The 25,932-nt window shown below is 41.2% G+C and carries 22 protein-coding genes; all 22 read left to right on the plus strand.

Annotated elements, in window-relative coordinates; translation table 11 throughout:
- Positions 1-9: 9 nt before the first annotated feature.
- The 22 genes from AB5213_RS03015 (at position 10) to AB5213_RS03120 (ending at position 25,821) form a co-directional block, all read left to right on the plus strand.
- Positions 10-1,089 carry a Xaa-Pro peptidase family protein gene (locus tag AB5213_RS03015; RefSeq protein WP_055247096.1) on the plus strand — a complete coding sequence of 360 codons (1,080 nt, stop codon included), beginning with the start codon at positions 10-12 and terminating at the stop codon, positions 1,087-1,089.
- Positions 1,090-1,667: 578 nt separating this feature from the next.
- Positions 1,668-2,906 carry an amidohydrolase family protein gene (locus AB5213_RS03020; protein WP_368276297.1) on the plus strand — a complete coding sequence of 413 codons (1,239 nt, stop codon included), beginning with the start codon at positions 1,668-1,670 and terminating at the stop codon, positions 2,904-2,906.
- Positions 2,907-3,084: 178 nt separating this feature from the next.
- Entirely contained in the window at positions 3,085-4,521 is a 1,437-nt protein-coding gene (locus tag AB5213_RS03025; protein ID WP_022219913.1) for an acyl-CoA carboxylase subunit beta, read from the plus strand.
- Positions 4,522-4,535: 14 nt separating this feature from the next.
- On the plus strand, positions 4,536-5,315 hold the full coding sequence (locus AB5213_RS03030; RefSeq protein ID WP_195255094.1) for an OadG family transporter subunit: 780 nt from the start codon (positions 4,536-4,538) through the stop codon (positions 5,313-5,315).
- 27 nt (positions 5,316-5,342) lie between these two features.
- Complete coding sequence (locus AB5213_RS03035) at positions 5,343-5,708, plus strand: biotin/lipoyl-containing protein (protein ID WP_008369209.1); 366 nt, start codon at positions 5,343-5,345, stop codon at positions 5,706-5,708.
- Positions 5,709-5,744: 36 nt separating this feature from the next.
- Complete coding sequence (locus AB5213_RS03040; protein ID WP_008369207.1) at positions 5,745-6,896, plus strand: sodium ion-translocating decarboxylase subunit beta; 1,152 nt, start codon at positions 5,745-5,747, stop codon at positions 6,894-6,896.
- A gap of 182 nt (positions 6,897-7,078) precedes the next feature.
- Positions 7,079-8,488: an oxaloacetate decarboxylase subunit alpha gene (locus AB5213_RS03045; RefSeq protein WP_173692045.1), complete on the plus strand. Its 1,410-nt coding sequence runs from the start codon at positions 7,079-7,081 to the stop codon at positions 8,486-8,488.
- Positions 8,489-8,671: 183 nt separating this feature from the next.
- Positions 8,672-9,571 (plus strand): MurR/RpiR family transcriptional regulator, encoded by a 900-nt coding sequence (locus tag AB5213_RS03050; RefSeq protein ID WP_008369203.1) that lies wholly within the window; start codon positions 8,672-8,674, stop codon positions 9,569-9,571.
- Positions 9,568-10,800: an NAD(P)/FAD-dependent oxidoreductase gene (locus AB5213_RS03055; protein WP_008369201.1), complete on the plus strand. Its 1,233-nt coding sequence runs from the start codon at positions 9,568-9,570 to the stop codon at positions 10,798-10,800. Before AB5213_RS03050 ends, AB5213_RS03055 begins: the two co-directional genes overlap by 4 nt.
- 79 nt (positions 10,801-10,879) lie before the next feature.
- The gene (gene cmk / locus AB5213_RS03060; RefSeq protein ID WP_055247106.1) at positions 10,880-11,536 is read left to right on the plus strand and encodes a (d)CMP kinase; all 657 of its coding nucleotides are present in this window, start codon (positions 10,880-10,882) and stop codon (positions 11,534-11,536) included.
- 281 nt (positions 11,537-11,817) lie between these two features.
- Positions 11,818-13,239 carry a sugar transferase gene (locus tag AB5213_RS03065; protein WP_055296749.1) on the plus strand — a complete coding sequence of 474 codons (1,422 nt, stop codon included), beginning with the start codon at positions 11,818-11,820 and terminating at the stop codon, positions 13,237-13,239.
- 142 nt (positions 13,240-13,381) lie between these two features.
- Positions 13,382-14,512: a glycosyltransferase family 4 protein gene (locus tag AB5213_RS03070; RefSeq protein WP_368276298.1), complete on the plus strand. Its 1,131-nt coding sequence runs from the start codon at positions 13,382-13,384 to the stop codon at positions 14,510-14,512.
- On the plus strand, positions 14,509-15,708 hold the full coding sequence (locus AB5213_RS03075) for a glycosyltransferase (protein ID WP_368276299.1): 1,200 nt from the start codon (positions 14,509-14,511) through the stop codon (positions 15,706-15,708). Before AB5213_RS03070 ends, AB5213_RS03075 begins: the two co-directional genes overlap by 4 nt.
- 25 nt (positions 15,709-15,733) lie before the next feature.
- The gene (locus AB5213_RS03080) at positions 15,734-16,924 is read left to right on the plus strand and encodes a radical SAM/SPASM domain-containing protein (RefSeq protein WP_368276300.1); all 1,191 of its coding nucleotides are present in this window, start codon (positions 15,734-15,736) and stop codon (positions 16,922-16,924) included.
- Between the two features lie 121 nt (positions 16,925-17,045).
- The gene (locus AB5213_RS03085; protein WP_368276330.1) at positions 17,046-17,819 is read left to right on the plus strand and encodes a glycosyltransferase; all 774 of its coding nucleotides are present in this window, start codon (positions 17,046-17,048) and stop codon (positions 17,817-17,819) included.
- 298 nt (positions 17,820-18,117) lie between these two features.
- The gene (locus AB5213_RS03090; RefSeq protein ID WP_368276301.1) at positions 18,118-18,987 is read left to right on the plus strand and encodes a glycosyltransferase; all 870 of its coding nucleotides are present in this window, start codon (positions 18,118-18,120) and stop codon (positions 18,985-18,987) included.
- Positions 18,974-19,978: an acyltransferase family protein gene (locus AB5213_RS03095; protein WP_368276302.1), complete on the plus strand. Its 1,005-nt coding sequence runs from the start codon at positions 18,974-18,976 to the stop codon at positions 19,976-19,978. The genes AB5213_RS03090 and AB5213_RS03095 overlap by 14 nt, the downstream gene beginning before the upstream one ends.
- Before the next feature lies 1 nt (position 19,979).
- A complete protein-coding gene (locus AB5213_RS03100) occupies positions 19,980-21,188 on the plus strand; it encodes a glycosyltransferase family 4 protein (RefSeq protein WP_368276303.1) in 1,209 nt (402 codons plus the stop codon).
- Between the two features lie 25 nt (positions 21,189-21,213).
- The gene (locus AB5213_RS03105) at positions 21,214-22,419 is read left to right on the plus strand and encodes a hypothetical protein (RefSeq protein ID WP_368276304.1); all 1,206 of its coding nucleotides are present in this window, start codon (positions 21,214-21,216) and stop codon (positions 22,417-22,419) included.
- Positions 22,419-23,822 carry an oligosaccharide flippase family protein gene (locus AB5213_RS03110; protein ID WP_368276305.1) on the plus strand — a complete coding sequence of 468 codons (1,404 nt, stop codon included), beginning with the start codon at positions 22,419-22,421 and terminating at the stop codon, positions 23,820-23,822. The genes AB5213_RS03105 and AB5213_RS03110 overlap by 1 nt, the downstream gene beginning before the upstream one ends.
- Positions 23,823-23,836: 14 nt before the next feature.
- On the plus strand, positions 23,837-24,745 hold the full coding sequence (locus AB5213_RS03115) for a capsular polysaccharide synthesis protein (RefSeq protein ID WP_368276306.1): 909 nt from the start codon (positions 23,837-23,839) through the stop codon (positions 24,743-24,745).
- A complete protein-coding gene (locus tag AB5213_RS03120; RefSeq protein ID WP_368276307.1) occupies positions 24,745-25,821 on the plus strand; it encodes an acyltransferase in 1,077 nt (358 codons plus the stop codon). The genes AB5213_RS03115 and AB5213_RS03120 overlap by 1 nt, the downstream gene beginning before the upstream one ends.
- The last annotated feature ends 111 nt before the right edge of the window (positions 25,822-25,932 follow it).

A 25,932-nucleotide genomic window follows, 5' to 3' on the forward strand; every position in this document is an offset into this window, starting at 1 on the left:
GATGGAACAATGAATACACGCATACAGAAAATTGTAGATGCTGTAAAGAAAAATGGTCATGACGGAATTGTGATCAGCAAAGGCAGCGACATTAAGTATCTGACCGGCTTTACCGGAGAATATGGAGTTGCAGTCCTGCTTCTGACAGAAAAGAAAAACTATTTTGTAACCGACGGACGGTTTGAATTCCAAGCCGCACAGGAAACAGAAGGATTTGAAGTTGTTGTCTACGGTGAAGGACTGAATTACTTCAGCCAGACCGGTAAATTGGCGGCAGAAGCAGGGGTAAAACAGTGTGCAATCTGTGGAGCAGATCTTACGTTTGATGATTATCAGGATCTGGTAAGTCAGGCGCCTGATACCAAATTCGTTTCCGAAGGGTCTTATGTAGAACCTTTACGTGCAATCAAGACACCGGAAGAAATCGAGACGATCGAACAGGCATGCCGGATTTCAGAGAGATCTTTCTATGCACTGCTTGATGTGATCAAACCGGGCGTTACAGAGATCGATATTGCAAATGAACTGGAATATCAGTTCAGAAGCCGTGGCGGCTCCGGATTCTGCTTCGAGACGATCGTAGCATCTGGTCCGGATAACGGAGCAAACTGTCATGCGACAGCATCCGATAGAAAAATCCAGCTTGGTGATTTTGTGACGATTGATTTCGGAACTTATTATCACGGATACTGCTCGGATATTACCCGTACTGTTGCAGTAGGGAAAGCCAAAAATCCGGAGCTTTACAAGATGTTTGACGTAGTCAGAAAAGCAAAGGATGCTGGTCAGAACAGCCTGAAACCGGGAATGGTTATGGGCGAGCTCAGAGATATCATCGTGAAGGTAGTAGAAGATGCAGGCTATCATATTCCACATGGTCCGGGACACAACTTCGGACTGGATATTCATGAACAGCCGTATATCTGTACCGGCAGTAAAGTGACCCTTCAGCCGGGAATGGTTCATACGATCGAACCTGGAATTTACATTCCGGGAATCGGTGGCGTCCGTCAGGAAGATGATTTCCTGATCACAGAAGATGGATACCGCAGAATTACAAATATTACAGATGCTCTGATCACACTGTAATAAAAATGTTGTCATCCTAAAAAAGTATAAAGAATTGAGGAAATCCTTATCTGGTGGTTTGCCGGATAAGGGTTTTCTTTTTTTTGCGGGGACGGTCTGCGAGGGGGAGGTAGTGGGGCAGATTTAGAAAAATATAGGGGTGAAGTCCATTGTGCAAAACATTGCGATGAGCCTCTGAAAGCGAAAATTGTGTCAGCAGAGGCCTCCACAATTTTTGAGTCTCATCTCCATTGCACAATAAGTGCCTTCACCCCTATATTTTTTTAAATCTGCCGCTGTAATCTTTGGACGCAGACCTGGAAATCGCAAAAATTTAATATTGATTGTTAAACGATGTTGTGAGTAAAATGAAAAGTGCAAGTGTATCCGTATAAAGTTTTGGACGTAAAACGGATTAAAAAATGCAAAATATTTAACAGATTCTATGGAAAACGGTTGCGCCATTTAGGAAAAACAAGTATAATACACTTCAAAATGGTTGCACTTTAAAATATTAAAGAATGAATGCGACGGGAGAGAGGCAGCATGAAAGGGCTGCGTGTATTTGAAAAATAAAGGAATAAAAGAGGGACCAAGGGATGATTATCAGTACGAAATATCTGATTACAGGAGATGGAAAGACCGTTCTTACGGATAAGGCAGTCTATATTGGAGAGGACGGCAAGATCGGAAAAATCGCACCAAAAGAAGAGCTGCTGAAAGAATTTCCGCAGGAGGAAGTTAAGGAATATGGTGATGCGACACTTCTTCCGGGACTTATGGATATGCATGCGCATCTTGCATACGGCTATTCCCAGCCGGACAGCTTTAATTATGGGGCACAGCTGATCATGTTATATGCGTTGCAGCATGCGCAGTCTGCATTTGAAAGAGGGATCACCACGGTGCGGGATATGTCTTCAGCACATGGTGTATGCAAGAATCTGAAACTGGCAGAAAAGAAGGGATTTATCGTGATCCCGAGAATCGTGCATACGGATACCGGAATCTGCATGACGGGCGGACATGCCTGGGATGAAGTCGAGGAAGCGGACGGTCCGTGGGCAATCCGTAAAGAAATCCGTAAGCAGGTTCGCGATGGTGCGGAATGGGTGAAGATCCTGACCACCAACCGCGAATCGTATCCGGAGCTTACCCAGGAAGAACTGGATGCGGCGGTGGATGAGTGCCACAGAAGAGGAATCAAGTGTGGCGTGCATGCCGGAACCAATCCGGGGATCCAGATGTGCATTGATGCCGGATTTGACACGATCGAACATGGAACCTTTATGACGCTGGATCATGCAAAGCAGATGGCAGAAAAAGGTATTGCCTGGACACCGACTATCATGGCATATACTTATCTCTATGAACTGTGCAAGGAAAATATCGAGAAGAATGGCGATGCACCGGTCAGTGATCCGGTCATGCAAAAAGAGATGGCAAATTATGAATTCTTTGAACCGGCATACAAAGCGTACCGGGATCATTTTAAAGAATTTTATGATACGGGTGTGACGGTTCTTGCCGGCACCGATATGGTGATGTATCGTTCTCCGCTCTTACCGCTTCCGAGAGAACTGCAATATATGGTGGAATACGGAATTACACCGGTGCAGGCAGTACAGGTGGCAACTTCCAATCCGGCAAAGGTTCTGGGTGTGGAAAAAGAACGCGGACTTGTTGCCGAAGGACTGGATGCAGATCTTCTGGTAGTTGGCGGTGACTTAAGCAAGGATATCACCAGATTAAAAGATGTAAAATTTGTTACACTTGGCGGAAAAAGAGTCTTTGAAGACGGCATCCGTTATGTCGGAACAGGGAATATGTTTATGTAAAAAAAAGGCTTCTGCGTTGCAGAGGCTTTTTTACACGTGAAAATTACTTGTCGAAAATTTAACAAAATAAGAGAAAACTTATCAAAAACAGTTGCGTATTGCATAAAAAGCAAGTATAATATACACGGCAGAAAATTTGATTTAATTATTAAATTTATAAAAATGGAGGGCTAGATTTATGAGCAACACAACATCATCAAACCCGGCGAGCTTAAGAATTGCCAATTTGCTCGATGAGGGAAGCTTTGTTGAAATCGGTGGACAGGTAACTGCAAGAGCAACAGATTTCAACATGCAGGAGAAAAAAGCTCCGACAGATGGCGTCATCACAGGTTACGGTGTAATCGATGGAAACCTGGTATATGTATACAGCCAGGACGCATCTGTACTGAACGGAACCATCGGTGAGATGCACGCAAAGAAGATTGCGAACATTTATGATATGGCAATGAAGATGGGCGCACCGGTGATCGGTCTGATTGACTGCGCAGGACTTCGTCTTCAGGAAGCAACTGACGCACTGAACGCATTCGGAAGCTTCTATTACAAACAGGCTATGGCTTCTGGCGTAATTCCACAGATCACAGCAGTATTCGGCAATTGCGGTGGTGGACTGGCAGCGGCAGCAGCACTTTCTGATTTTACATTTATGGCAGAGAACGGAAAATTATTCGTAAACTCTCCGAACACCATTCCGGGCAACACCGCGGACAAATGCGATACAGCAAGCGCAAAATTCCAGAGTGAAGAATCCGGAATCGTTGACGGCGTAGGAAGCGAAGAAGAAATTCTTGGCGAGATCCGCTCACTCGTAGCAATTCTTCCGGCTAACAACGAAGACAATGATGCATATGATGAATGCACAGATGATCTGAACAGAGTATGTGCAGATCTTGAGAATGCAGCAGAAGATGCAGCACTTGCTCTTTCTATGATCTCTGACAATGGTGTATTCATTGAGACAAAGAAAGCTTATGCAAAAGATATGGTAACAGGATTCATCCGCCTGAACGGAATGACAGTAGGTGCTGTTGCCAACCGCTCAAAGGTATACGATGAAGAAGGCAATACAGCAGAAGAATTCGACGGCACACTCTCAGCAATGGGATGCAAGAAAGCAGCAGCTTTCGTTAAATTCTGTGATGCATTCGGAATTCCGGTACTCACACTTACAAATGTAAAGGGACTCAAGGCAACTGCATGCTCAGAAAAGAACCTTGCAAGAGAGATGGCAGCTCTCACTTATGCATTTGCAGATGCAACTGTACCAAAAGTCAATGTGATCACAGGTAAAGCATTCGGAAGTGCATATGTGACAATGAACAGCAAAGCAATCGGAGCAGACATGGTATACGCATGGCCGGAAGCTGAGATTGGAATGATGGCAGCAGACATGGCAGCGAAGATCATGTACACAGATGCAGATGCAGATACATTAAAAGCAAAGACAGAAGAATACAAAGCACTTCAGTCAAGCCCGCTTTCCGCAGCTGGAAGAGGATATGTAGATACCATCATCGAACCGGCAGATACCAGAAAATATGTGATCGGTGCATTTGAGATGTTATTTACAAAAAGGGAAGAAAGACCATCCAAAAAACACGGAACAATTTAGCGAGGTGAAGCAAAGTGAAGAAAAAGATTAGTTTAGTAGTCGCAGTTCTGGTACTTGTGCTCGGCCTTGCAGGCTGCGGGAATGCCAAGACCGTCAGCTATGACAAAGATACACTGATCCAGTCTTGTGATGCTGTTTTTGATATCATTGAGAGCGGATCCATCACAAGCGACCAGATCACAGAGATGTCAGACTGGAATCAGGGATATCTGATGGCACAGTTTGAAAACCAGACCGGTGTGCAGATGGAAGCAGACACTTTTGCAACTGCACTGGAAGGATGGAAAGCATCCCTGGAAGAATGCGGCGATTATGAAAGCCATAAAGACTATGAATTCGAGGCATCTTCTACAGGTGTTACGGTAACTGCACCGGCAACATTTTCTGACAGAAGTGCAGACCTGGAATTCGTATTCGATGAGAATATGACTCTGGAATCATTTACAGTCAATGCTCATTACGGCATGAGCGAAATCCTTGAAAAAGCGGGACTTAACACATTACTTGGTATGGGAACTGTATTCGTAATGCTTATTTTCATGAGCTTTATCATTTCCCTGATCAAATACGTTCCTGCATTACTTAACGGTACATCCAAGAAGAAAAAAGAAGAAGCTCCGAAGGCAGCACCGGCTCCGGCAGTGGCAGCAGCTGTAGAAGAAGCAGAAGAAATGGATGATACCGAACTTGTTGCAGTTATCGCAGCAGCGATCGCAGCAGCAGAAGGAACTACTACAGACGGATTTGTAGTACGTTCTATCAAGAGAAGAAAATCAAACAAATGGAATGCATAGTGCGAATAGAATCAGGAGGATTTAAAGATGAAAAACTATACAATCACAGTTAACGGCAACGTATATGATGTTACAGTAGAAGAAAACGGAAACGGAGCAGCTGCAGCACCAGTAGCAGCACCAAAGGCAGCTCCGAAAGCAGCACCGAAGGCAGCTCCAAAAGCAGCAGCCGGAGCTGGAAGCATCAAGGTAGAAGCAGGTGCAGCCGGAAAAGTATTTAAGATCGAAGCAAGCGTAGGACAGAAAGTATCCCGCGGTGATGCAGTTCTTATCGTAGAAGCAATGAAGATGGAAATTCCTGTTGTAGCTCCGGAAGACGGAACAGTTGCAAGTATCGATGTAGCAGTAGGTGATGCAGTAGAAGCAGGACAGACACTGGCTACATTGAACTAAGGAGCAACATCCTTTTGAAAAACAGGAGGTTATAACATGGAATATATCACTAACACACTGGGAAACCTCGTGCAGCAGACTGCGTTCCTCAACCTGACTTGGGGTAACTACATTATGATCGCAGTTGCATGTTTTTTCCTTTATCTTGCAATCAAGCATGGGTTTGAACCGCTTCTGCTTGTACCGATTGCATTTGGTATGCTCCTGGTAAATATTTACCCGGATATCATGCTTCATGCAGAAGATTCGGCTAACGGAACGGGCGGACTTTTGTATTACTTCTTCCAGCTGGATGAGTGGTCTATTCTCCCGTCACTTATTTTCATGGGTGTCGGTGCGATGACTGACTTCGGACCGCTCATTGCCAACCCGGCGAGCTTCCTCCTCGGTGCGGCAGCACAGTTTGGTATTTTCGCAGCTTATCTTGGCGCGATGGCTCTTGGTTTCTCTGATAAGGCAGCAGCTGCTATCTCCATCATCGGTGGAGCAGACGGACCGACATCCATCTTCCTTGCAGGTAAGCTCCAGCAGACGGCTCTGATGGGACCGATCGCCGTGGCGGCGTACTCGTACATGTCACTGGTTCCGATCATCCAGCCGCCGATCATGAAGCTTCTCACAACAGAGAAGGAAAGAAAGATTAAAATGGGACAGCTTCGTCCGGTTACACAGCTTGAGAAAATTCTGTTCCCGATCATCGTAACCATCGTTGTATGTATGATTCTTCCGACAACAGCTCCTCTGGTAGGTATGCTGATGCTTGGTAACCTGTTCAAAGAATCCGGTGTTGTAAGACAGCTGACAGAGACCGCATCCAACGCAATGATGTACATCGTAGTTATCCTGCTTGGTACATCTGTAGGTGCTACTACAAGTGCAGAGGCATTCTTAAATGTCAGCACACTTAAGATCGTACTACTTGGTCTGATCGCATTCGCATTCGGTACCGCAGCAGGTGTCCTGTTTGGAAAACTGATGTGCGTAGCCACACATGGCAAGGTAAATCCGCTGATTGGTTCAGCCGGAGTATCTGCCGTACCTATGGCAGCCCGTGTATCTCAGAAAGTAGGAGCGGAAGCAGATCCGACCAACTTCCTTCTGATGCATGCAATGGGACCGAACGTAGCCGGAGTTATCGGAACAGCCGTAGCAGCCGGAACATTTATGGCTATTTTCGGAGTAATGTAGCAACGGGAAGCGATTTGCTTGCTTGCAAGGGCAAATCGCGGTTGCTATCGAAATGTCAGACTGTGCCATCAGGCACAGAAGAAAACCGTCAAGTTTCCTTAGCGCTGCGAGCAGCGCGTATCTGACAGTGAGATAACAATTCTGGAGCTTAATAAACCTTATAATAATTGGAGGAAGATATAATGGCAGCAATTGAAAAGAAACCGATTAAGATTACGGAAACAGTTCTGCGTGATGCGCATCAGTCCCTGATCGCAACAAGACTTACCACAGAACAGATGCTTCCGATCGTAGATAAAATGGACAAAGTCGGATATCATTCCGTAGAGTGTTGGGGCGGAGCTACATTTGATGCATCCCTTCGTTTCCTGCATGAAGATCCATGGTCAAGACTTCGTAAATTCCGTGACGGATTCAAGAACACTAAACTTCAGATGCTCTTCCGTGGACAGAATATCCTTGGATACCGTCCATACGCAGATGATGTAGTAGAATACTTCGTTAAAAAATCTGTTGCAAACGGAATCGATATCATTCGTATTTTTGACTGTCTGAATGACCTTAGAAACCTTCAGACAGCAGTAAAAGCAGCTAACGCTGAGAAAGCAGAAGCACAGATCGCGCTTTCTTACACACTTGGAGATGCTTACACCTTGGATTACTGGGTAGACATCGCAAAGAGAATCGAAGATATGGGTGCAAACTCTATCTGTATCAAAGATATGGCAGGTCTTCTTCTTCCGTACAAGGCAACTGAACTTGTCGGAGCATTAAAAGAAGCTGTTGATATCCCGATCCAGCTGCATACACATTACACATCAGGTGTTGCTTCAATGACATACTTAAAAGCAGTTGAAGCCGGTGTAGACGTGATCGATACCGCTATTTCACCGTTCGCACTTGGAACTTCTCAGCCGGCAACAGAAGTTATGGTTGAGACATTCAAGGGAACACCTTATGATACAGGATTTGACCAGAGTCTTCTGGCTGAGATCGCTGATTACTTCCGTCCGATCCGTGACGAAGCACTTGACAGCGGACTTCTCAATCCGAAGAACCTTGGTGTTAACATCAAGACTCTTCTGTACCAGGTACCGGGTGGAATGCTTTCCAACCTTACTTCCCAGCTCAAAGAGCAGGGAGCAGAAGACAAGTTCTACGACGTACTTGAAGAAGTACCGAGAGTTCGTAAAGACCTTGGTGAACCACCGCTGGTTACTCCGTCATCACAGATCGTTGGTACACAGGCAGTATTCAATGTCCTGATGGGCGAACGCTACAAGATGGCAACAAAAGAGACGAAAGACATCCTGAGCGGAAAATACGGTGCAACTGTTAAACCGTTCAACCCGGATGTTGTTAAGAAAGTACTCGGAGACAATCCGGAAGTCATCACATGCCGTCCGGCAGATCTGATCCCGGATGAACTTGGAACTCTTGAAAAAGAGATGGAACAGTACAAAGAGCAGGATGAAGACGTACTCAGCTACGCACTCTTCCCGCAGGTAGCTACAGACTTCTTCAAATACCGCGAGGCACAGGAGAAGAAAGTAGATGCTACAATTGCAAAAGACGGAAGTTATCCGGTATAATAACGACGAACTGACGAAAGCTGTTACAGACAGTATTTTGTGAGCAAAACGTAACCTCAGGAGCCATAAAATTCGAGTTGAATTTTATGGCTCTTTTGCTTATAATAAAAAGGGTTGTGACCTTATTTATAATAGAAGTAAATGATTTTATAAAAAGGCACATTTCTTATTTGGAGGCAAATTGTGAGCACAAAAAATGAGTTACTGATTAGAATTGATGAGAGATATCCGAAGTTCAGCAAAGGACAGAAGCGGCTTGCGGATTACATCAAAGAAAATTATGATAAAGCAGCCTTCCTGACGGCTGCAAAGATGGGAGAGGCAGTCGGTGTCAGCGAATCAACGGTTGTCCGTTTCGCAACACAGCTTGGATATAAAGGCTATCCCGAATTCCAGAAAGCACTGGGTGAACTGGTGCGTACCAAGCTGAATTCTATCCAGCGTATGGAAGTGACCTACGGACGGATCGACCGGAGCGAGATCCTGGCGACGGTTCTGCAGTCTGATATCGAGAAGATCAAGCAGACATTGGAATCTGTGGACAATCATGCATTTGAGCTGGCGGTGGATACGATCCTTGCGGCAAAAAAGGTTTATGTGATCGGAATCCGAAGCTGTGCACCGCTGGCAAAATTCCTGACTTTCTATCTGAATCTGATCTGTGAAGATGTGGTAGAGGTCGATACCAACAGTTCCAGCGAGATTTTTGAGCAGCTGATCCGGATCGGGGAAGAAGACGTGATCATCGGGATCAGTTTTCCGCGATATTCCATGCGTACTTTAAAAGCACTGGAATTTGCCAGCAACCGGAAAGCAAAGGTAATAACCTTGACCGACAGTGTGAATTCACCGATGAATCTCTATTCCTCCTGCAATCTGATCGCCAAGAGTGATATGGCATCTATCGTAGATTCCCTGGTTGCACCGCTCAGTGTGATCAATGCACTGGTGGTTGCACTCTGCATGAAGAAGCAGGATGATGTCATCGAGACGCTGGAGACACTGGAGGACATCTGGGACGAATATCAGGTTTATTCCAGAGATGAGCTGGAGCCTGTAGAAGATGAGGTAAGGATCAAATGAGTAAAGTACTGATCGTAGGGGGCGGAGCTGCCGGTATGTTCGCATCGATCTTTGCGGCGAAAAATGGCAATGAAGTCCACGTATTTGAGAAAAATGAAAAACTTGGAAAGAAGCTTTTCATCACGGGAAAAGGCAGATGCAATGTCACCAATGCCTGTGACGTGGATGAGCTTTTCCAGAATATGGTATCCAATGAGAAATTCATGTACAGCAGTTTTTACGGATTTACCAACCAGGATGTGATGGATTTCTTTGAAAATGCAGGACTGCGTCTGAAGACAGAGCGTGGCAACCGTGTATTTCCGCAGTCGGATCATTCTTCGGATGTTATCCGCACACTGGAGCTGGAAATGAAGCGAAATGGAGTACACATCCATCTTTATTCCAATGTAGAAAAAGTTGTGGCAGAGGATGGAAGATTTTCCTATCTTGTCATGGCAGATGGAAGCAAAGAAGAAGGGGATGCCTGCATTATTGCAACCGGTGGTGTCAGCTATCAGACAACAGGTTCCACCGGAGATGGCTATCGCTTTGCAGAAGCGATGGGACACAAGATCACCGAACCTGCACCTTCCCTGGTTCCGATGAATGTCAGAGAAGAGTACATTCCGGCACTGATGGGGCTTTCCCTCCGGAATGTCCAGGCAACGGTCTATGACGGAAAGAAAGAGCTGTACAGTGATTTCGGAGAAATGTTATTCACCCACTTTGGAGTAAGCGGACCACTGATCATCAGTGCGAGTGCCTATGTAGGTAAAATCCTGCAGAAAAAGCATGAGTTAAAGCTGGTCATCGACCTGAAGCCGGCACTTTCCGAAGAGCAGCTGGATGCGAGAGTGCTGCGGGAATTTGATGCAAACCATAATAAACAGTTTAAAAATGCAGTTACCGGACTGTTTCCGGCAAAATTACTTCCGGTCATGATTCACTTAAGCGGCATTGATCCGGAGAAGAAGGTCAATGTGATCACAAAAGAAGAGCGGATGAATTTCGTCCATCTGATCAAGCATTTTACTGTGACATTGACCGGACTTCGAGATTTCAAAGAGGCAATTATTACACGGGGCGGCGTAAAAGTCAAAGAAGTCAATCCGTCTACGATGGAGTCAAAGCTGGTACAGGGACTGTATTTTGCAGGGGAAGTGCTGGATTTGGATGCACTGACCGGTGGATTCAATCTGCAGATCGCGTGGTCGACTGCATATGCGGCAGGAAGTAATATCTGGTAGTTTTTGGATTATAGATATCGCACAGCAATCCAGAGATGGCGTAAACAGGAAAATGTGAGTGAAACAGGGAGGATATAAAATGGGATATAATATCGCAATTGACGGACCGGCAGGTGCCGGAAAGAGCACGATCGCAAAACTGGTTGCAAAGGAACTGGGATTCATCTATGTAGATACCGGGGCAATGTACCGCGGACTTGCCGTACATTTTCTGAAAAAAGGGATCGTACCGGGAGAAGTAGAGAAGATCGAGGCGGCATGCGAGGATGCAAAGGTAGAGCTTGGTTATGAAAATGGTGTGCAGCAAGTCTATTTGAATGGAGAAAACATCACTTCACAGCTTCGTGAGGAAGCGGTTGGAAATATGGCATCCGTAAGCTCGGCAGTACCGGCAGTCCGTGCAAAGCTTCTGGATCTGCAGAGGAATCTTGCAAAAGAAAAAGATGTCGTTATGGACGGAAGAGATATCGGAACCAATGTACTTCCGAATGCGGACGTTAAAGTGTATCTGACTGCAAGTGTAGAATGCCGCGCAATGCGCCGGTTCAAAGAACTGGAAGGAAAAGGAGAAGCCTGTGATTTTGAACAGATCAGGCAGGATATCCAGGAAAGAGACGAGCGCGATATGACAAGAGAGATCGCACCGCTTAAGCAGGCTGAAGATGCAACGCTGATCGACAGCTCTGAGATGGGAATTGACGATGTGGTGAAGGCAATTATTGCACTGACAAAGTAGAAAATCTGTCAGAAATCAGATTGCAGCAGCAAAAAAGGTGATTGTTGTATGGAAAGGGTAAAAATCTATAATTGAAAATACAATAATTGATAAATAATTAAAAAGTCATTAGTTTTTAGAAAAAAGTACATAAAACTAATGGCTTTTTTGTGCGGAAAGTCGATAAAATGTCGAAAAAGAGAATTGTACATGGAGATTGCTTTACCTTTTATACGAAATATGTTATAAATGTTAGAGAAGAAAAATTACGAAAGTAATGTTTAAGAGGGTTGGGTTCACTTATGTACAGAAAGAAAACTTCCAGTTGGTTAAAACACTGGGATTTTATTTTGTTAGATTTAATATTGTTGGAATTATCTTATTTACTTGCTCACTGGTTATATCATGGGACTGCATATTACAGAGAAGCACCGCTTTACCGGAATGTGTTTTTTGCGATAGCGGCGATTGATCTGGTTGTGGGACTGATGATGGGAAGTTACAAGGGCATCTTAAGAAGAGGGTACTGGTTGGAGACTAAGGCAGTCGCAAAGCACGCAATCATCGTGACCGTGTGTGTGATTGCTTATTTGTTTGCAATGAAAGAGTCGAGCAATTACTCACGAGTTGTTATATTTGCATTCCCAATCATATCGATCTGCGTATTATATATAGGAAGGATTTTGTTGAAAAAATGGCTTTCCAAGCACAGAGGCCCTGCATCAGGGAAAAGAGCGATCCTTCTGATCGGTGGAAAAAAGAATTATAGAGAAATTGTGGAGGCATTTACCAGCAATCCCTACAGTGAGTTTCATGTAATGGGAATTGGAATTATTGATGCAAAAGAAAATGAAATTCCAAATTATCATGGATTCCCGGTATTTTGTGGAGAGAGTGCGATTGAAGATTTTGCACAGTTGAACTGGGTGGATGAAGCACTTTTCAGCATTCCGACAGAGCTTGCGCTTCCGGATAAAATGATCAAAAATTTCGGTATCATGGGAATTACCATACATATCAAGCTGGCAAGAGTTGCGGATGATTCTTCCAATCAGATTGTGGAAAAGCTGGAAGGATATACGGTGCTTTCGACCAGCATCAATATGGTAAGCGCCGGTCAGCTGATCTTCAAAAGGACGATGGATATCTGCGGAGGACTGGTTGGAATGCTACTGACAGGTATCATTTTTATATTTGTAGCACCAATCATTTATATTAAGTCACCGGGACCGATCTTCTTCAAACAGGTGCGAATCGGAAAAAATGGCAAAAAATTCAACATTTATAAATTCCGAAGCATGTATATGGATGCAGAAGAGCGGAAGAAAGAGCTGATGGCGCAGAACGATATCAAAGATGGTATGATGTTCAAGATGGATAATGATCCACGTATCATCAAGGGAATCGGAAATTTTATCCGTGATTACTCTCTGGATGAATTCCCACAGTTCTGGAATGTACTCATAGGTGACATGAGCCTTGTAGGAACCAGACCGCCAACAGTGGACGAGTGGGAGAAATACGAGATGCATCACCGCTCCAGACTGGCATTCAAGCCGGGACTTACCGGTATGTGGCAAGTCAGCGGAAGAAGTAATATCACAGACTTTGAAGAAGTTGTAAGACTGGATACTGAGTATATTAAAAAGTGGAGTCCGGGGTTGGATATTATGATTCTGTTTAAGACCGTGGCTGTTGTGCTGGGGAAGGTTGGATCGAAGTAGGATTGTTGTAAAAGGTCAATAAAAAGCATACGAAATGCTGAAAAGGCTACTTTTTTTAAGTATGTAGAGTGCAGAAATGTCTACTCAACAAAAGTACATAGATATAAAGGAGTAGAGGGGACAATATTGGTTGGAGAACATTATGAAAGATAAATTTGCAGTGTCCATGTTCGGACAAAAAAGACTGTCCCGTGAGGGCGGGATAGAGATTGTTGTAAAAGAACTGTGCACCAGAATGGCACGAGATGGATGTCAGGTTACCTGTTACAACAGATCTGGTCATCATGTGAGTGGTGCAGAGTATGACAATAAAATTGAATATGATGGAATCCGACAGAAATTTGTTCCAACTATTGAAGGAAAAGGTCTTGCAGCGGTGAGTTCCTCTTTCTTTGCTGCTCTGTACAGTGCTTTTGGAAAATATGATGTGGTACATATCCATGCAGAAGGTCCAGCTTTTTTTTCATGGATTCCAAAGATGTTTGGAAAGAGGGTTGTGGTTACCATTCATGGTATAGACTGGCAACGGGAAAAATGGAAGTCAGGATTTGGCTCTAAATTCATCCGTCAGGGTGAAAAGAATGCTGTAAAATATGCAGATGAAATCATTGTTCTGAGTAAAGGTGTTCAGGATTATTTCAGAGATACCTATGGCAGGGAGACACATTTCGTTCCGAATGGAGTGAACAGACCAGAAACCCGAGAAGCTGGTTTAATAACAGAAAAATTTGGACTGACGAAAGATTCCTACATATTATTTCTTGGTCGACTGGTACCGGAAAAAGGTATCCGGTATTTGGTTGAAGCGTTCAAGGATGTCAAAACAGATAAAAAGCTGGTCATCGCAGGCGGTTCCAGTGATACAGATTCCTTTATGAAGGAATTGAAAGAACTGGCGAAGGGTGACGATCGGATTCTCTTTACCGGATTTGTGCAGGGAGCGATGCTGGATGAATTATACAGCAACGCTTACATCTATACGCTGCCGTCTGATCTGGAAGGAATGCCATTAAGTCTTCTGGAAGCCATGAGTTATGGAAATGCTTGTCTGGTATCTGATATACCGGAATGTACCGAGGTGGTAGAAGATAAAGCAATCATATTCCGAAAATCCAATATCAAGGACCTGACAGAAAAACTGCAGGACGCATGCGATGATATTCGGAAGGTAGGAAAGTTAAAAGAACAGGCAGCCGACTTTATCTGTGCAAAATACAACTGGGATGAAGTAGTGGATAAAACACTTGCATTGTATGGGGAGAAGAGCCGATGAGAGTATTAATAATAAATAAATTTTTATATCCGAATGGCGGATCGGAGACGTACATATTTAAGCTGGGTGAGGCACTGGAGCAGCACGGACACGAGGTTCAGTACTTTGGTATGGAACACGAAGGCCGCTGTGTGGGCAACCGTGTCAATGCTTATACATCTGATATGGACTTCCACGGCGGCAGCAAACTGAGCAAGCTGACTTACCCGATCAAAACTATTTACAGTAAGGAAGCAAGAGTACAACTGAGAAAAGTTCTGGACGACTTCAAGCCGGATGTCTGTCACCTGAACAATTTTAACTACCAGCTGACACCTTCCATCATTCTGGAAATCGTGAAGTGGCGCAAGGAGACCGGAAGGGATTGCAAGATCATCTTCACGGCACATGACTATCAGCTTGTCTGCCCGAACCACATGCTGAACGATCCGAACACCCACCAGAACTGTGAGAAGTGCCTCGGTGGTCATTTCGTGAACTGCATGAAAGGCAAGTGCATTCACGGTTCCACGGCGAAATCTGCCATCGGCATGATGGAGGCTGAATTCTGGAAGTGGAAGGGCACCTATAAGTACATTGACACCATGATCTGCTGCTCGGAGTTCATGAAGAGCAAGATGGACAGCAACCCGCTGTTTGCGACGAAGACCGAGGCAATGCACAACTTCATCGATAAGGTGGAATGGAAGGAAACGGAAAAGAAGGACTACGTCCTTTACTTCGGCCGCTTCTCGGAGGAGAAGGGTATCGGCACGCTCATCAAGGTCTGTAAAGAACTGCCGGATGTGCAGTTCATCTTCGCCGGTATTGGCCCGCTGGAAGAGACAGTAAATGGTATTAAGAACATCAAGAACGTTGGCTTCCAGAAAGGCGAGGTACTGGAGAAGCTGATCCGTGAGGCACGGTTCTCCATTTACCCTTCTGAGTGGTATGAGAACTGCCCGTTCTCTGTGATGGAATCCCAGATGTATGGTACGCCGGTGCTGGGAGCGAACATCGGAGGTATCCCGGAGCTGATTCAGGTTGGCAAGACCGGCGAGCTGTTTGAAAGCGGTAACGGGAAAGATTTGAAGAGAAAGATAGAGAAGCTCTGGGGTGATAAGAAGCTGTGTGCGGAGTACAGTGCGAACTGCAAGGACATCAGCTTCGATACCATTGATGAGTATTACGAGAAAATTATGAAAGTTTATAGATAAAAAGAGAGATAGAGGTATTAGAAAAATGGCTAACAATAACGAAAAGAAACTGAATGGTACGGTTATCGTCACTTACCGCTGCAATGCTCGTTGCTCCATGTGCAACCGTTATAAGGCACCTTCCAAGCCGGAAGAAGAAATCAGCATTGAAACCATCAAGAAGCTGCCGAAGATGTACTTTACCAACATCACTGGTGGTGAGCCGTTCATCCGTACCGACCTGAAGGATATCGTGCGTGAACTGTACAAGAAGTCTGACCGTATCGTTATTTCCACGAACGGTTTCTTCACAGATCGTATCGTTGATTTGTGTAAGGAGTTCCCTCAGATCGGTATTCGTATCTCTATCGAGGGTCTGGAGCAGACAAACAATGAGATTCGTGGCCTGCAGAACGGCTACCAGCGTGGTTACGGCACACTGAAGAAGCTGCGTGAAATGGGCATGAAGGATGTCGGTTTTGGTATGACCGTTCAGGACAAGAATGCTCCTGACCTGGTTCCGCTGTACAAGATTTCCAACGAGATGGGCATGGAGTTTGCAACCGCTTCCCTGCATAACAGCTTCTATTTCGTTGAGGCCAAGAACATCATCCACGACCGTCCGATGGTCGCAAAGAACTTTGAAAATCTGGTCAACGAACTGCTCTGTAGCAACAGCCCGAAGAAGTGGTTCCGTGCATACTTTAATCACGGTCTGATCAACTACATCTACGGCCAGAAGCGTCTGCTGCCTTGCGACATGAGTTTCGATACCTTCTTCATCGATCCGTATGGCGATGTTATGCCTTGCAATGGCACCAAGGACAAAGAGGTCATGGGCAACCTGAACAACCAGACTTGGGACGAGCTGTGGAACAGCCCGGAAGCAGAGAAAGTTCGTGCAAAGGTTCGTTGCTGCGACCGTGACTGCTGGATGATCGGCAGCGTAAGTCCTGCGATGCACAAGTACATCTGGAAGCCGGCTACCTGGGTTCTTGTTCACAAGTTTAAGGCTCTGTTTACCAAGCATCCGTACAGCATGTATGAGCTGAAGATTTGCCGTGATTACCGCGACGGCAAAGTTACTAAAGAGGATTTGGATAAGTGCAGCACCTGCGATATGAACTGCGTGATCAACAACGGTCTGAGTGAAGCTTCTAAGGAACAGCTGAAGCATAAGACCGGTGAGGAAATCGTGGATGCTGATATCGCAGCACAGCAGATGGAGAATAAATAAGGAAAACAATAACTATGATGATAACAGTTTTAACCCCTACCTTTAATCGGAGGGCGATTACAAAGCCTCTGGGATTCACTGCAAAAGCAAACTGTAAAAGATTTTGAGTGGCTTGTAGTTGATGACGGAAGTACTTGATGGTACGAAAAATCTAATTACTCAGTTACAAGAAAATAGTGATTTTCCAATACGATATATCTATAAGAGTAATGGAGGAAAACACACGGCTTTAAATGTAGGAATACAGACCATTTGCAGCGAACTTACCTTTATAGTTGATTCAGATGACTATGTGACAGATGATGCAGTTGAGTCGATACTGAAGATTCACAAGAAATACAGGTCACAAAACAATATCTGTGGATATGCATTTCTCAGAGCGTTCCCTGATGGTAAAGTCAATGGCAAGAAGTTTGATGTCAATGAAAAAATAGGTTCCTATATCGATGTGCACGTAAACGGTGATGACACTGGCGCAGATAAGGCAGAGGTGTTCAAAACACATTGCTTGAAGGAATTCCCTTTTCCCGAATATCCGAATGAAAAATTCCTTGGGGAAGATCTTGTTTGGGTTAGAATGGCTAGAAAATATGAGATGGTACATATTAATAAAGCCATTTACGTCGGAAATTATCTTGAAGATGGATTAACCAATAATCGGCGTAAGTATAATATTGCTTCGCCAGTTGGGTGTATGCATCGAGCAGAGGAATTCATGGAGTCCGACTTAAAGACAAGATATAGAATCAAGGGTGGACTACAGTATATTGTATATGGGAGATTTGCTGGAGTCAAGATTTGCGACTTGATTCGCAAATCAAGACATAAAGTTCTTGCAACAGCGTGCATACCGGGTGGATTGTTTTTGCATTCACGATGGAGTAAAGCACAGTAATTCGATTGATTAAGTAACTAAATGTCTTCTGTCAGTAGATGATAGGAGATATTTAATGAAAGTACTTGTTATTAATCCGATTATGTACACATCGGAAACAAAAAATATAAAAAGAGCTGCATCAATAAAAGACACAATGATGTATGATTTTTGCTTGGCTTTCCATGAAATGGGTCATTCTGTAACGCTGGTTGGAGGAGAGCCGTTCAAACCGACAAAAAGCGAAACATATCCATTTGAGGTACTGTGGTGGGAGTGTAAGTGCCAAAAAGTCTGCATGTCGCACTGCTTGCCGTTTATGCCAGAGACGTATCAGTATGTAAAACAACATCGTACAGAATACGATTTGATTATTACAAGCGAAGTATTCTCGCTGAATTCGTTGATGGCATATCGAGCAGCACCAGACAAGACAATTATCTGGCATGAACTTGCAAAGCATAATGCCATTATGAAGAAAATTCCTTCAAAGATATGGTATGGAGTTATAGCAAGACTCTTCATGCGAAACGCAAAGGTTGTTGCGCGTTCAGTTGAGGCAAGGAACTTTGTGAAGAAATACTGCATGAACACGGATGTAAATGTAATCGATCATGGTGTCAACCTCGATAAGTTTAAAGCATCTACAGAGAAAGATAACAGTTTTGTGGTTTGTTCGCAACTGATTGAGCGAAAGAAAATCGATGGAATCCTTGAAAAGTTTGCCAAGTATCTGGATCAGTACAATTCCACATGCCAGTTATTCATTATAGGCGAAGGGGAGTTGAAAGAAAAACTTCAGAGGATGGCACAGACTTTGGGAATTGCTCCGAATGTAATTTTCACAGGAAAGATGACACACGATGAACTACTCCCGATTTTGTCTAAGTCAAAGGCGTTGCTCGTTAATACGGTGAAAGACAACAATATGATTTCCATCGTAGAAGCGATTGCTGTTGGAACGCCTATTGTCACAACAGACGTTCCGCTAAATTCTACCTATATCAAAGATTATCAACTTGGCATTGCGAAGAAGCAGTGGGATGAATCCGATTTGAATGATGTGGTTTCTAACAGTGAAATGTATATTGAAAACTGCATGAAATACAGATACAAACTTTCTACAAAACAAAGGGTAGAACAATTTTTGGAGATAGAAAGAGAAAGGCTTGACGATGGAAAAAAGTAAAAAACAATATTTTAATGAAATAAATATAATGCGTGGAATGGCTGTGCTTTGCGTCGTCATTGGACATTCTTTTAATCCGACAGAAACACCGACTATTTTGGGCTTTATAAAAAGTTTTGTTTATTGTTTTCATATGCCAGCTTTTTTCTTTATTAGTGGATTTCTTGAAGGCGAGAAAAGACGTAGCATTAGCGAAAAGAAACAAGCAATTGTAAAAAAAGCTAAGCGGCTGATGGTGCCGTATTTCTTTTTAACAGTTGTCACTGCATTGCTTAAGCTATTATTTGGAGCATTTGCAAGGAATCCACTTAATTATTCTACTCTTGCAGTAGATGTTTTAATTGGAAGAAACAATCCGAATGGTGGTCTTTGGTTTCTGTATGCTTTGTTTGTTATTTCTATTTTTGGAATTTTATTCGATAGCGTGAGTCGTACAGTTTTAGCGGGTGTTATGTTTGTAGTATATGTGTTAAACACAGTTGTCTTCAAACAATCTGGCTATATCGTGGGATTTTTCTTCAGCTATGCATGGATTTATTTTGCAGGAAGTATTGCAAGAAAATACCTTTATGAAAAAATAAAGAATTCCGAACTTCTGATGTCAGTAAAAGGAATAGTGATGATAGCGGTTGTTTCCGCAGGGTATATGATGCTTGCGTTTGTTAGAATCTATAGGTTTCAGTATTGGATTTTGGCAACCGCAGTAACCGTTATTGGTGTATTTCTGCTTTTTGTTATTGCCGTGCAGATTGAACATTACCATTGTGGAGAAAAGTTATGGATGCTGCTAGGTGATTATGGAATGGATATATATATGATTGGGTATTATGTGCAGCAAGCGATTTTTGTTGTATGTGGCAAAATCTTAGGATTTGATTATTTAGTATATGCTTGGATGATGCTGATTTTTGGATTGATTGCTCCAATTTTTCTGTCTAAATATGTCGTTAGAAAAAATCATATGCTTTCAACACTGATTCTTGGGAGGTGAAATGATGAATTATCTTATTTCTGCATATAGCGTGAATCCTTATAAGGGATCTGAGGATAGTATTGGCTGGAATTGGGTTTTACAGTATGAGAAAAACTATAAAAAAGGCGATAGAATAATCCTTCTTACCAAGAAATTCAATGAGAAGGACACGAGAAGAGGTCTCAAAGAATTTAATATACAACATGTTGAATTGGTTATTGTAGATGTTCCTGACGCACTTAACTGGTTCAGAGAAAAGCATTCCGCTTTTCATCATATGTATTATATTTTATGGCAGCATTGGGCATGGCTTTGGGTTAAACATTCAGGAATCCGTTTTGATGTAATCCATCATGTTACTATGAATGATTACAGGATTCCAAGTGAGATGTATAAGGCTAAAGGTGCAAAGGTGATTTGGGGACCAATGGGTGGTGCACAGGTCACACCTAAGTCATTGAAGGTCTATGAAAAAAATCAATTTGCTGCTGCATTTAGAGAATTTGTTAATAAAAGCTGTTCATGGAATCCATTTTATAGAAATGCCATCAAACAGTATAAGGCTATTTACTGTATTAATAAGGAAACACAAATTCAAATAGAAAAAATAGTTGGTAAAAGCGTAGAATTGCTGCCAGAATTGGCTCTGAGAGAAGAGTATAGAAATATAGATTATTATAAACGGAATAATCAAACTTGCAAAATAGTTTTTGTCGGAAGGTTAATCGGAAAAAAAGGAATTGCATTTTTAGTCGATGCTTTAAGTTATATGCCAAATGATCTGTCTTGGGAATTGGATATATATGGAGATGGAGCAGATCGAGAAAGTATTGAAAAGAAAATAGAAAATAGTGCTGTGGCAAATTATATAAACCTATTGGGAAATAGACCTTTGAATCAAATTTCGGAAGCTTATAAGACAGCGGATATTTTTGTTCTTCCTAGCTTGAGAGAAACAAGTGGTAATGTATTACTGGAAGCAATGGCATATGCAGTTCCCATTGTAGCGTTTGATACTAGCTTTAGCTCTATGCTAAAGGAACATGATTGTGGTATTTTTATAGATACAAACCAAAATATAGAAGAAATAAAGCAAGACTTTTGTTGTGCATTAACTAGACTGATTAAAGATGCTGGGTTGAGAGAACGCCTCGGGTTGAATGGAAAGGACTTTGCAAATGCAAACTTGACTTGGGAACAAAAATTCAAACATATATATGCGAGATGAAACCAAGTAATAAAGGAGGGTGCGTATGAAAATATATAAAAGCACAGTTTTTCCATTAATAGTGATATTGTCTTTAATATCTGCTGTATTTTTAGTAGACTATGTTCCGATTTTGCAATACGCAGATGAGCTTGTGACAATTCTACTGTTGCCATATATGGTCTTAGGAACAATTAAAAGATGCGCATACATAGATAAGTGTATTCGAAATATAATTTTTCTTTTTGTATTAATAGGGCTGATCGGAATTGCTAGTACAGTCCTAAATAAAGTGCAGCCAGACAAGTTTGCAGTCTGTTTAGACATACTTACCTTGTCGAAAATTATTGTTTGCCCCATAGGAATGTATTTTTTATTGAATGAACACAATAGTGAAGAGATAATTAGAATATTAACACCTATGGCAAAGTTCTTCCTTTGGAGTGGACTGGCTTGTGCACTTGTTTCGCAATTTTTAAATATTGGAATGACAGAGTATGAGAGAAATGGCATCAAATCGTTTTACTTTATAGTTGGTTTTCAGCACTTGTTTTCAATTTTAGTTCTTTGCGCTTTGTTGATTATTTTGTCGAGAAAATATGATTTGAGGTACATTCTAATTGCAATAGTTCAAATGATACTCACCTTAAAAGGACCGTCAATTATTTGGTCAGTAACGATTCTGTTTATATTATACTATTTTAAAAGGGATCGAGAAAAGATTGGTAAATGGGTGTATGTTGTGCTACTGCTGTTTTGCATTATTTTCGGACAATTTCAGATACAAAACTATTTTCTAAATGACACAGCACCTAGACTTGTTCTTTTAAATTATGGATTAAAAACGGCGTTAGCGTATTTTCCATTGGGTAGTGGTTTTGCGACGTATGGAAGTCCTGTTGCAGCAAGTTACTACTCGCCGTTATATCAGCTCTATGGGTTTAATAATAAGTATGGAATGAGTAAAACTGATACCTCTTTTTTAAATGATAATTATTGGCCCACTATAATTGGACAGTTCGGTTTTTTGGGCTTGATTATAGCACTTATAATATTTGTGAACTTTTTTTATTTTGTAATGAAATCGAATTTAAGGAAAGAATTAAAAGCAGTAACAATTTCTTGTTTGTTATTTATTGCAATTCATTCTTTGGGGTCATCTATTTTTACAACAAATGCGACGCTTATATTATTTATAATTATGGTTGTAATAATCAAAATGTATGATACAGAGGTAGAGGAAGGAAGATAATGTCGAAATATTTATATTTAATAAAAAATATAGGTGTACTAACCTTAAGTAACTTGGGAAGTAAGATCCTGGCTTTCCTATTAATTCCTCTGTATACGAGTGTTTTGTCTACAGAGCAATACGGTGTATTCGATTTAGCTCAAACAACTGTATCGCTTTGTATACCTATCTTGTCTATCAATATCAGCAGTGCAGCTTTGAGGTTTGCGTTGGATAAGGATAAAGATAAAAAGGATGTATTTAGCGTTGGTATTCTGTACATATTATTTGCTATTATCATATTTTCGAGCGCCTTTATCTGCAATAAATATGTAGGCGCTCTAAATATATTTGTCGACTATACTGGAATTATTATTTTAATGTTTTCAAGTAACATCCTTTACGATTACTTGTCTCAGTATTGCAGAGGTATAGAAAAAATAACTGATATTGCGATTGCTGGCATTATAAGTTCTGTAACGTTATTGGGATCAAATATTATATTTCTTCTTCTCATCAAAGCAGGTTTAGAAGGATATATGTTTGCATATTGCTTGTCTAATATAATTCCATCCTTCTATTTGATTTTAAAACTGAAATTATGGAGTTATTGGAGAAAGCCAAATAATAAAAGAAATCTTCAGAAGGAAATGACAGATTACAGTAAACCTCTAGTTGTTGATACGATTTCTTGGTGGATTAATAATGCTTCAGATAGATATATTGTAATGGCATTTTGTGGAGCATCGATAACTGGTATTTATTCTGTTTCATATAAAATACCTTCCGTACTAAATCTTTTTCAAAATATATTTAATCAAGCGTGGTTATTGTCAGCAGTAAAAGAGAATGATGAAACTAAGACTACAGATTTTTATGAAAATGTATATAAAATTTACAATACAGGTATGACTGTTGTTTGTTCAGGGTTACTTGTTTTTAATAAATTGATTGCGAAGATATTGTTTGCAAATGATTTTTATAATGCCTGGAAGTTTGCTCCATTTCTAATGATTTCTGTGGTGTTCGGTGGAATGTGTGGTCTACTGGGGGGGATGTTTGCAGCAGTGAAGCAATCTAGAATTAATGCGATGTCTTCATTTTCAGGGGCATGTATCAATATTATGCTGAATATTCCACTAACATTTTTCTTTAATGCATTGGGCGCTTCATTTGCTACGCTAATGTCTTATTTTACAGTTTGGCTTATTAGACTTTATAAATCCTATAAACTGTTTGAATTTACTGTTGAAATAAAAAAAGACGCTCTCAACTATTTTGTACTATTACTGCAAGCGGTAGTGCAAATTGCTGGGCTAAGCTTGTTGAGAGAGACTTTCATTGAAATTATATTATTTGTATTAGTGTTATATTTTTCTAGGAATAATTTTATGTTACTGTTAAATAAATTGCTTAAAAGGTAAAATGAGGTGTAGGTGTGGACAGTCAAAAAATAAAGAGAGCTCTACAGGAAGGAAATCTGAAATATAGGATAGTTACGGAAATTCTTAATTTATTCGGGTATTCTAACAGAAACATTGCAGGACTTGAAATAAAAAATAAGGTCTATCAATATTTAGATAAGAACTATAGTCGTAAGATAGGTGAATTCTTATATAAAAAAGCGGAAGAATGTGACGCTAGTGGAGATAAATATATTTGGATCTGCTGGTTTCAAGGAATGGAAAATGCTCCGGAATTAGTTAAAAGATGTTATGCGTCGGTTAAACGGAATATGCCGGATAAAGAGATAATTGTCATCACAAAGGAAAACATGGATCAGTATGTTGACTTCCCGGAACATATTCTAAAAAAATGGAAGAGGGGATTAATTACTGATACGAAAATGTCGGATTTTCTTAGGATGGAGTTGCTGATTCGCTACGGCGGTCTTTGGATGGATAGCACCATTTTTCTATCTGGGCCAATTCCTGATTGGGTCTATGAAAAAGATATTTTCATGTATGCTATTGATGATTCTGAGGATATAACTAGAGTTTATAATAATTATTTTATATATTCCAAAAGAGATTATCCGATTCTTAAAACTTTGAGGGACATTAATTATTACTATTGGGAAAAAGAAAATAAAGTAAGAGACTATTTCCAATGGCACTTATTTACAACACTGGTAATTCCGTACTATAAAGATTTGTTTGAAGACATAGTGTTTATGCCAGATGCAATTTCGCACATGCTTGGAAAAGTCTTCTTTAAAAAATATGAAAAGGGCTATTGGGAAACACTGAAAAAAATAACTCCAATCCATAAGTTATCAAATAAATACCTTATTCCAAAAGATTATTCACAAACATATTATGAGATGTTTAAGAAGGGGAAATTATAATGGAAGGGGGGAAAATAAATAATCGTAATTCTAATATAGATATGATTAGAATTGTTGCAATGTTGCTGGTAGTTGCATTACATTGCATGGATTACGGCGGTTTTATAAAATTGAGCGAAGCCAATCTGTTTCTTTCTCTATTTGTGTCACTTAATCATACAATTTCGATTTGTGCTGTTAATTGTTTTGCCTTGATTTCGGGCTACCTATTAACAGATGGTAAAAAGCGTTGGAATAAATTAGCAGGCTTGTGGGTGGAAGTTTGCTTTTATTCCGCTTTCTTTGCAGTGCTGTTCAATATTGTATTCCCCCAAAAAGTTACATTACTATCTGTGTGCAAAAGCTTCTTTCCGATATCAACAAACCAATATTGGTATTTCACGGCTTATGTGGGGCTATTCTTTTTAATGCCTACTCTCAATGCAATTGTTACATCTTGTTCTGAACAGGAATTTAAAAAGGATATATTTAATGTTGTTTTGTTGTTTTCGCTTTATGCTTTTTTTATAAAGGATGATATTTTTTTCTTGAATCGAGGCTTTTCAGTATGGTGGCTTGCGATAGTATATATACTTGGTGCTGGAATCAAGAAATATAGAATGGAAGAAAGATTTAGTAGACAGACGTTACAGCTCCTTTTGATTAGTGATGTATTGATTACATCTGTGCTAAAACTACTGATGCAGAAATATGGGATAAATATATGGGGACGATTGTACTCTTATAATGCACCGAATATCATTTTTATGGCAGTTGTTCTTTTTATGTTGTTTCTGAAAATTGATTTTAAAAATTTTTTGCTTAAGGAAAAGGAACTTAGAATACTTTCATCTGCGACATTTGGTGTTTATTTAATCCATAATAATAACTACTTTAACGACTTGGTATTTAAAAATATATTCATTAATGTTCCGACTGACAATGTAATAATATTTATTTTATGCTTTTATTTTTCTATTGCTTCTGTTTACGCTACGTGTACAGTGATAGAATTACTAAGAATTAGATTTTTCTGTGCTATAAAAGGATGCTTCGTTTTGGCTTCCAAGACAAAGAGCAATTTGCTGGATAATTAAGGCGAATTTATCGTGATTGTTAGCATATAGTGCTCAAACCTAACTTTGGTCAATTTACCGGTATTAAAAATCGGTCGTATCGAGAAATAATCATCAAAAATTAATTGAAAT

The organism is Coprococcus sp. RTP21204st1_G4_RTP21204_210225, from assembly GCF_040915385.1.
Lineage (GTDB): Bacteria > Bacillota > Clostridia > Lachnospirales > Lachnospiraceae > Allocoprococcus > Allocoprococcus comes.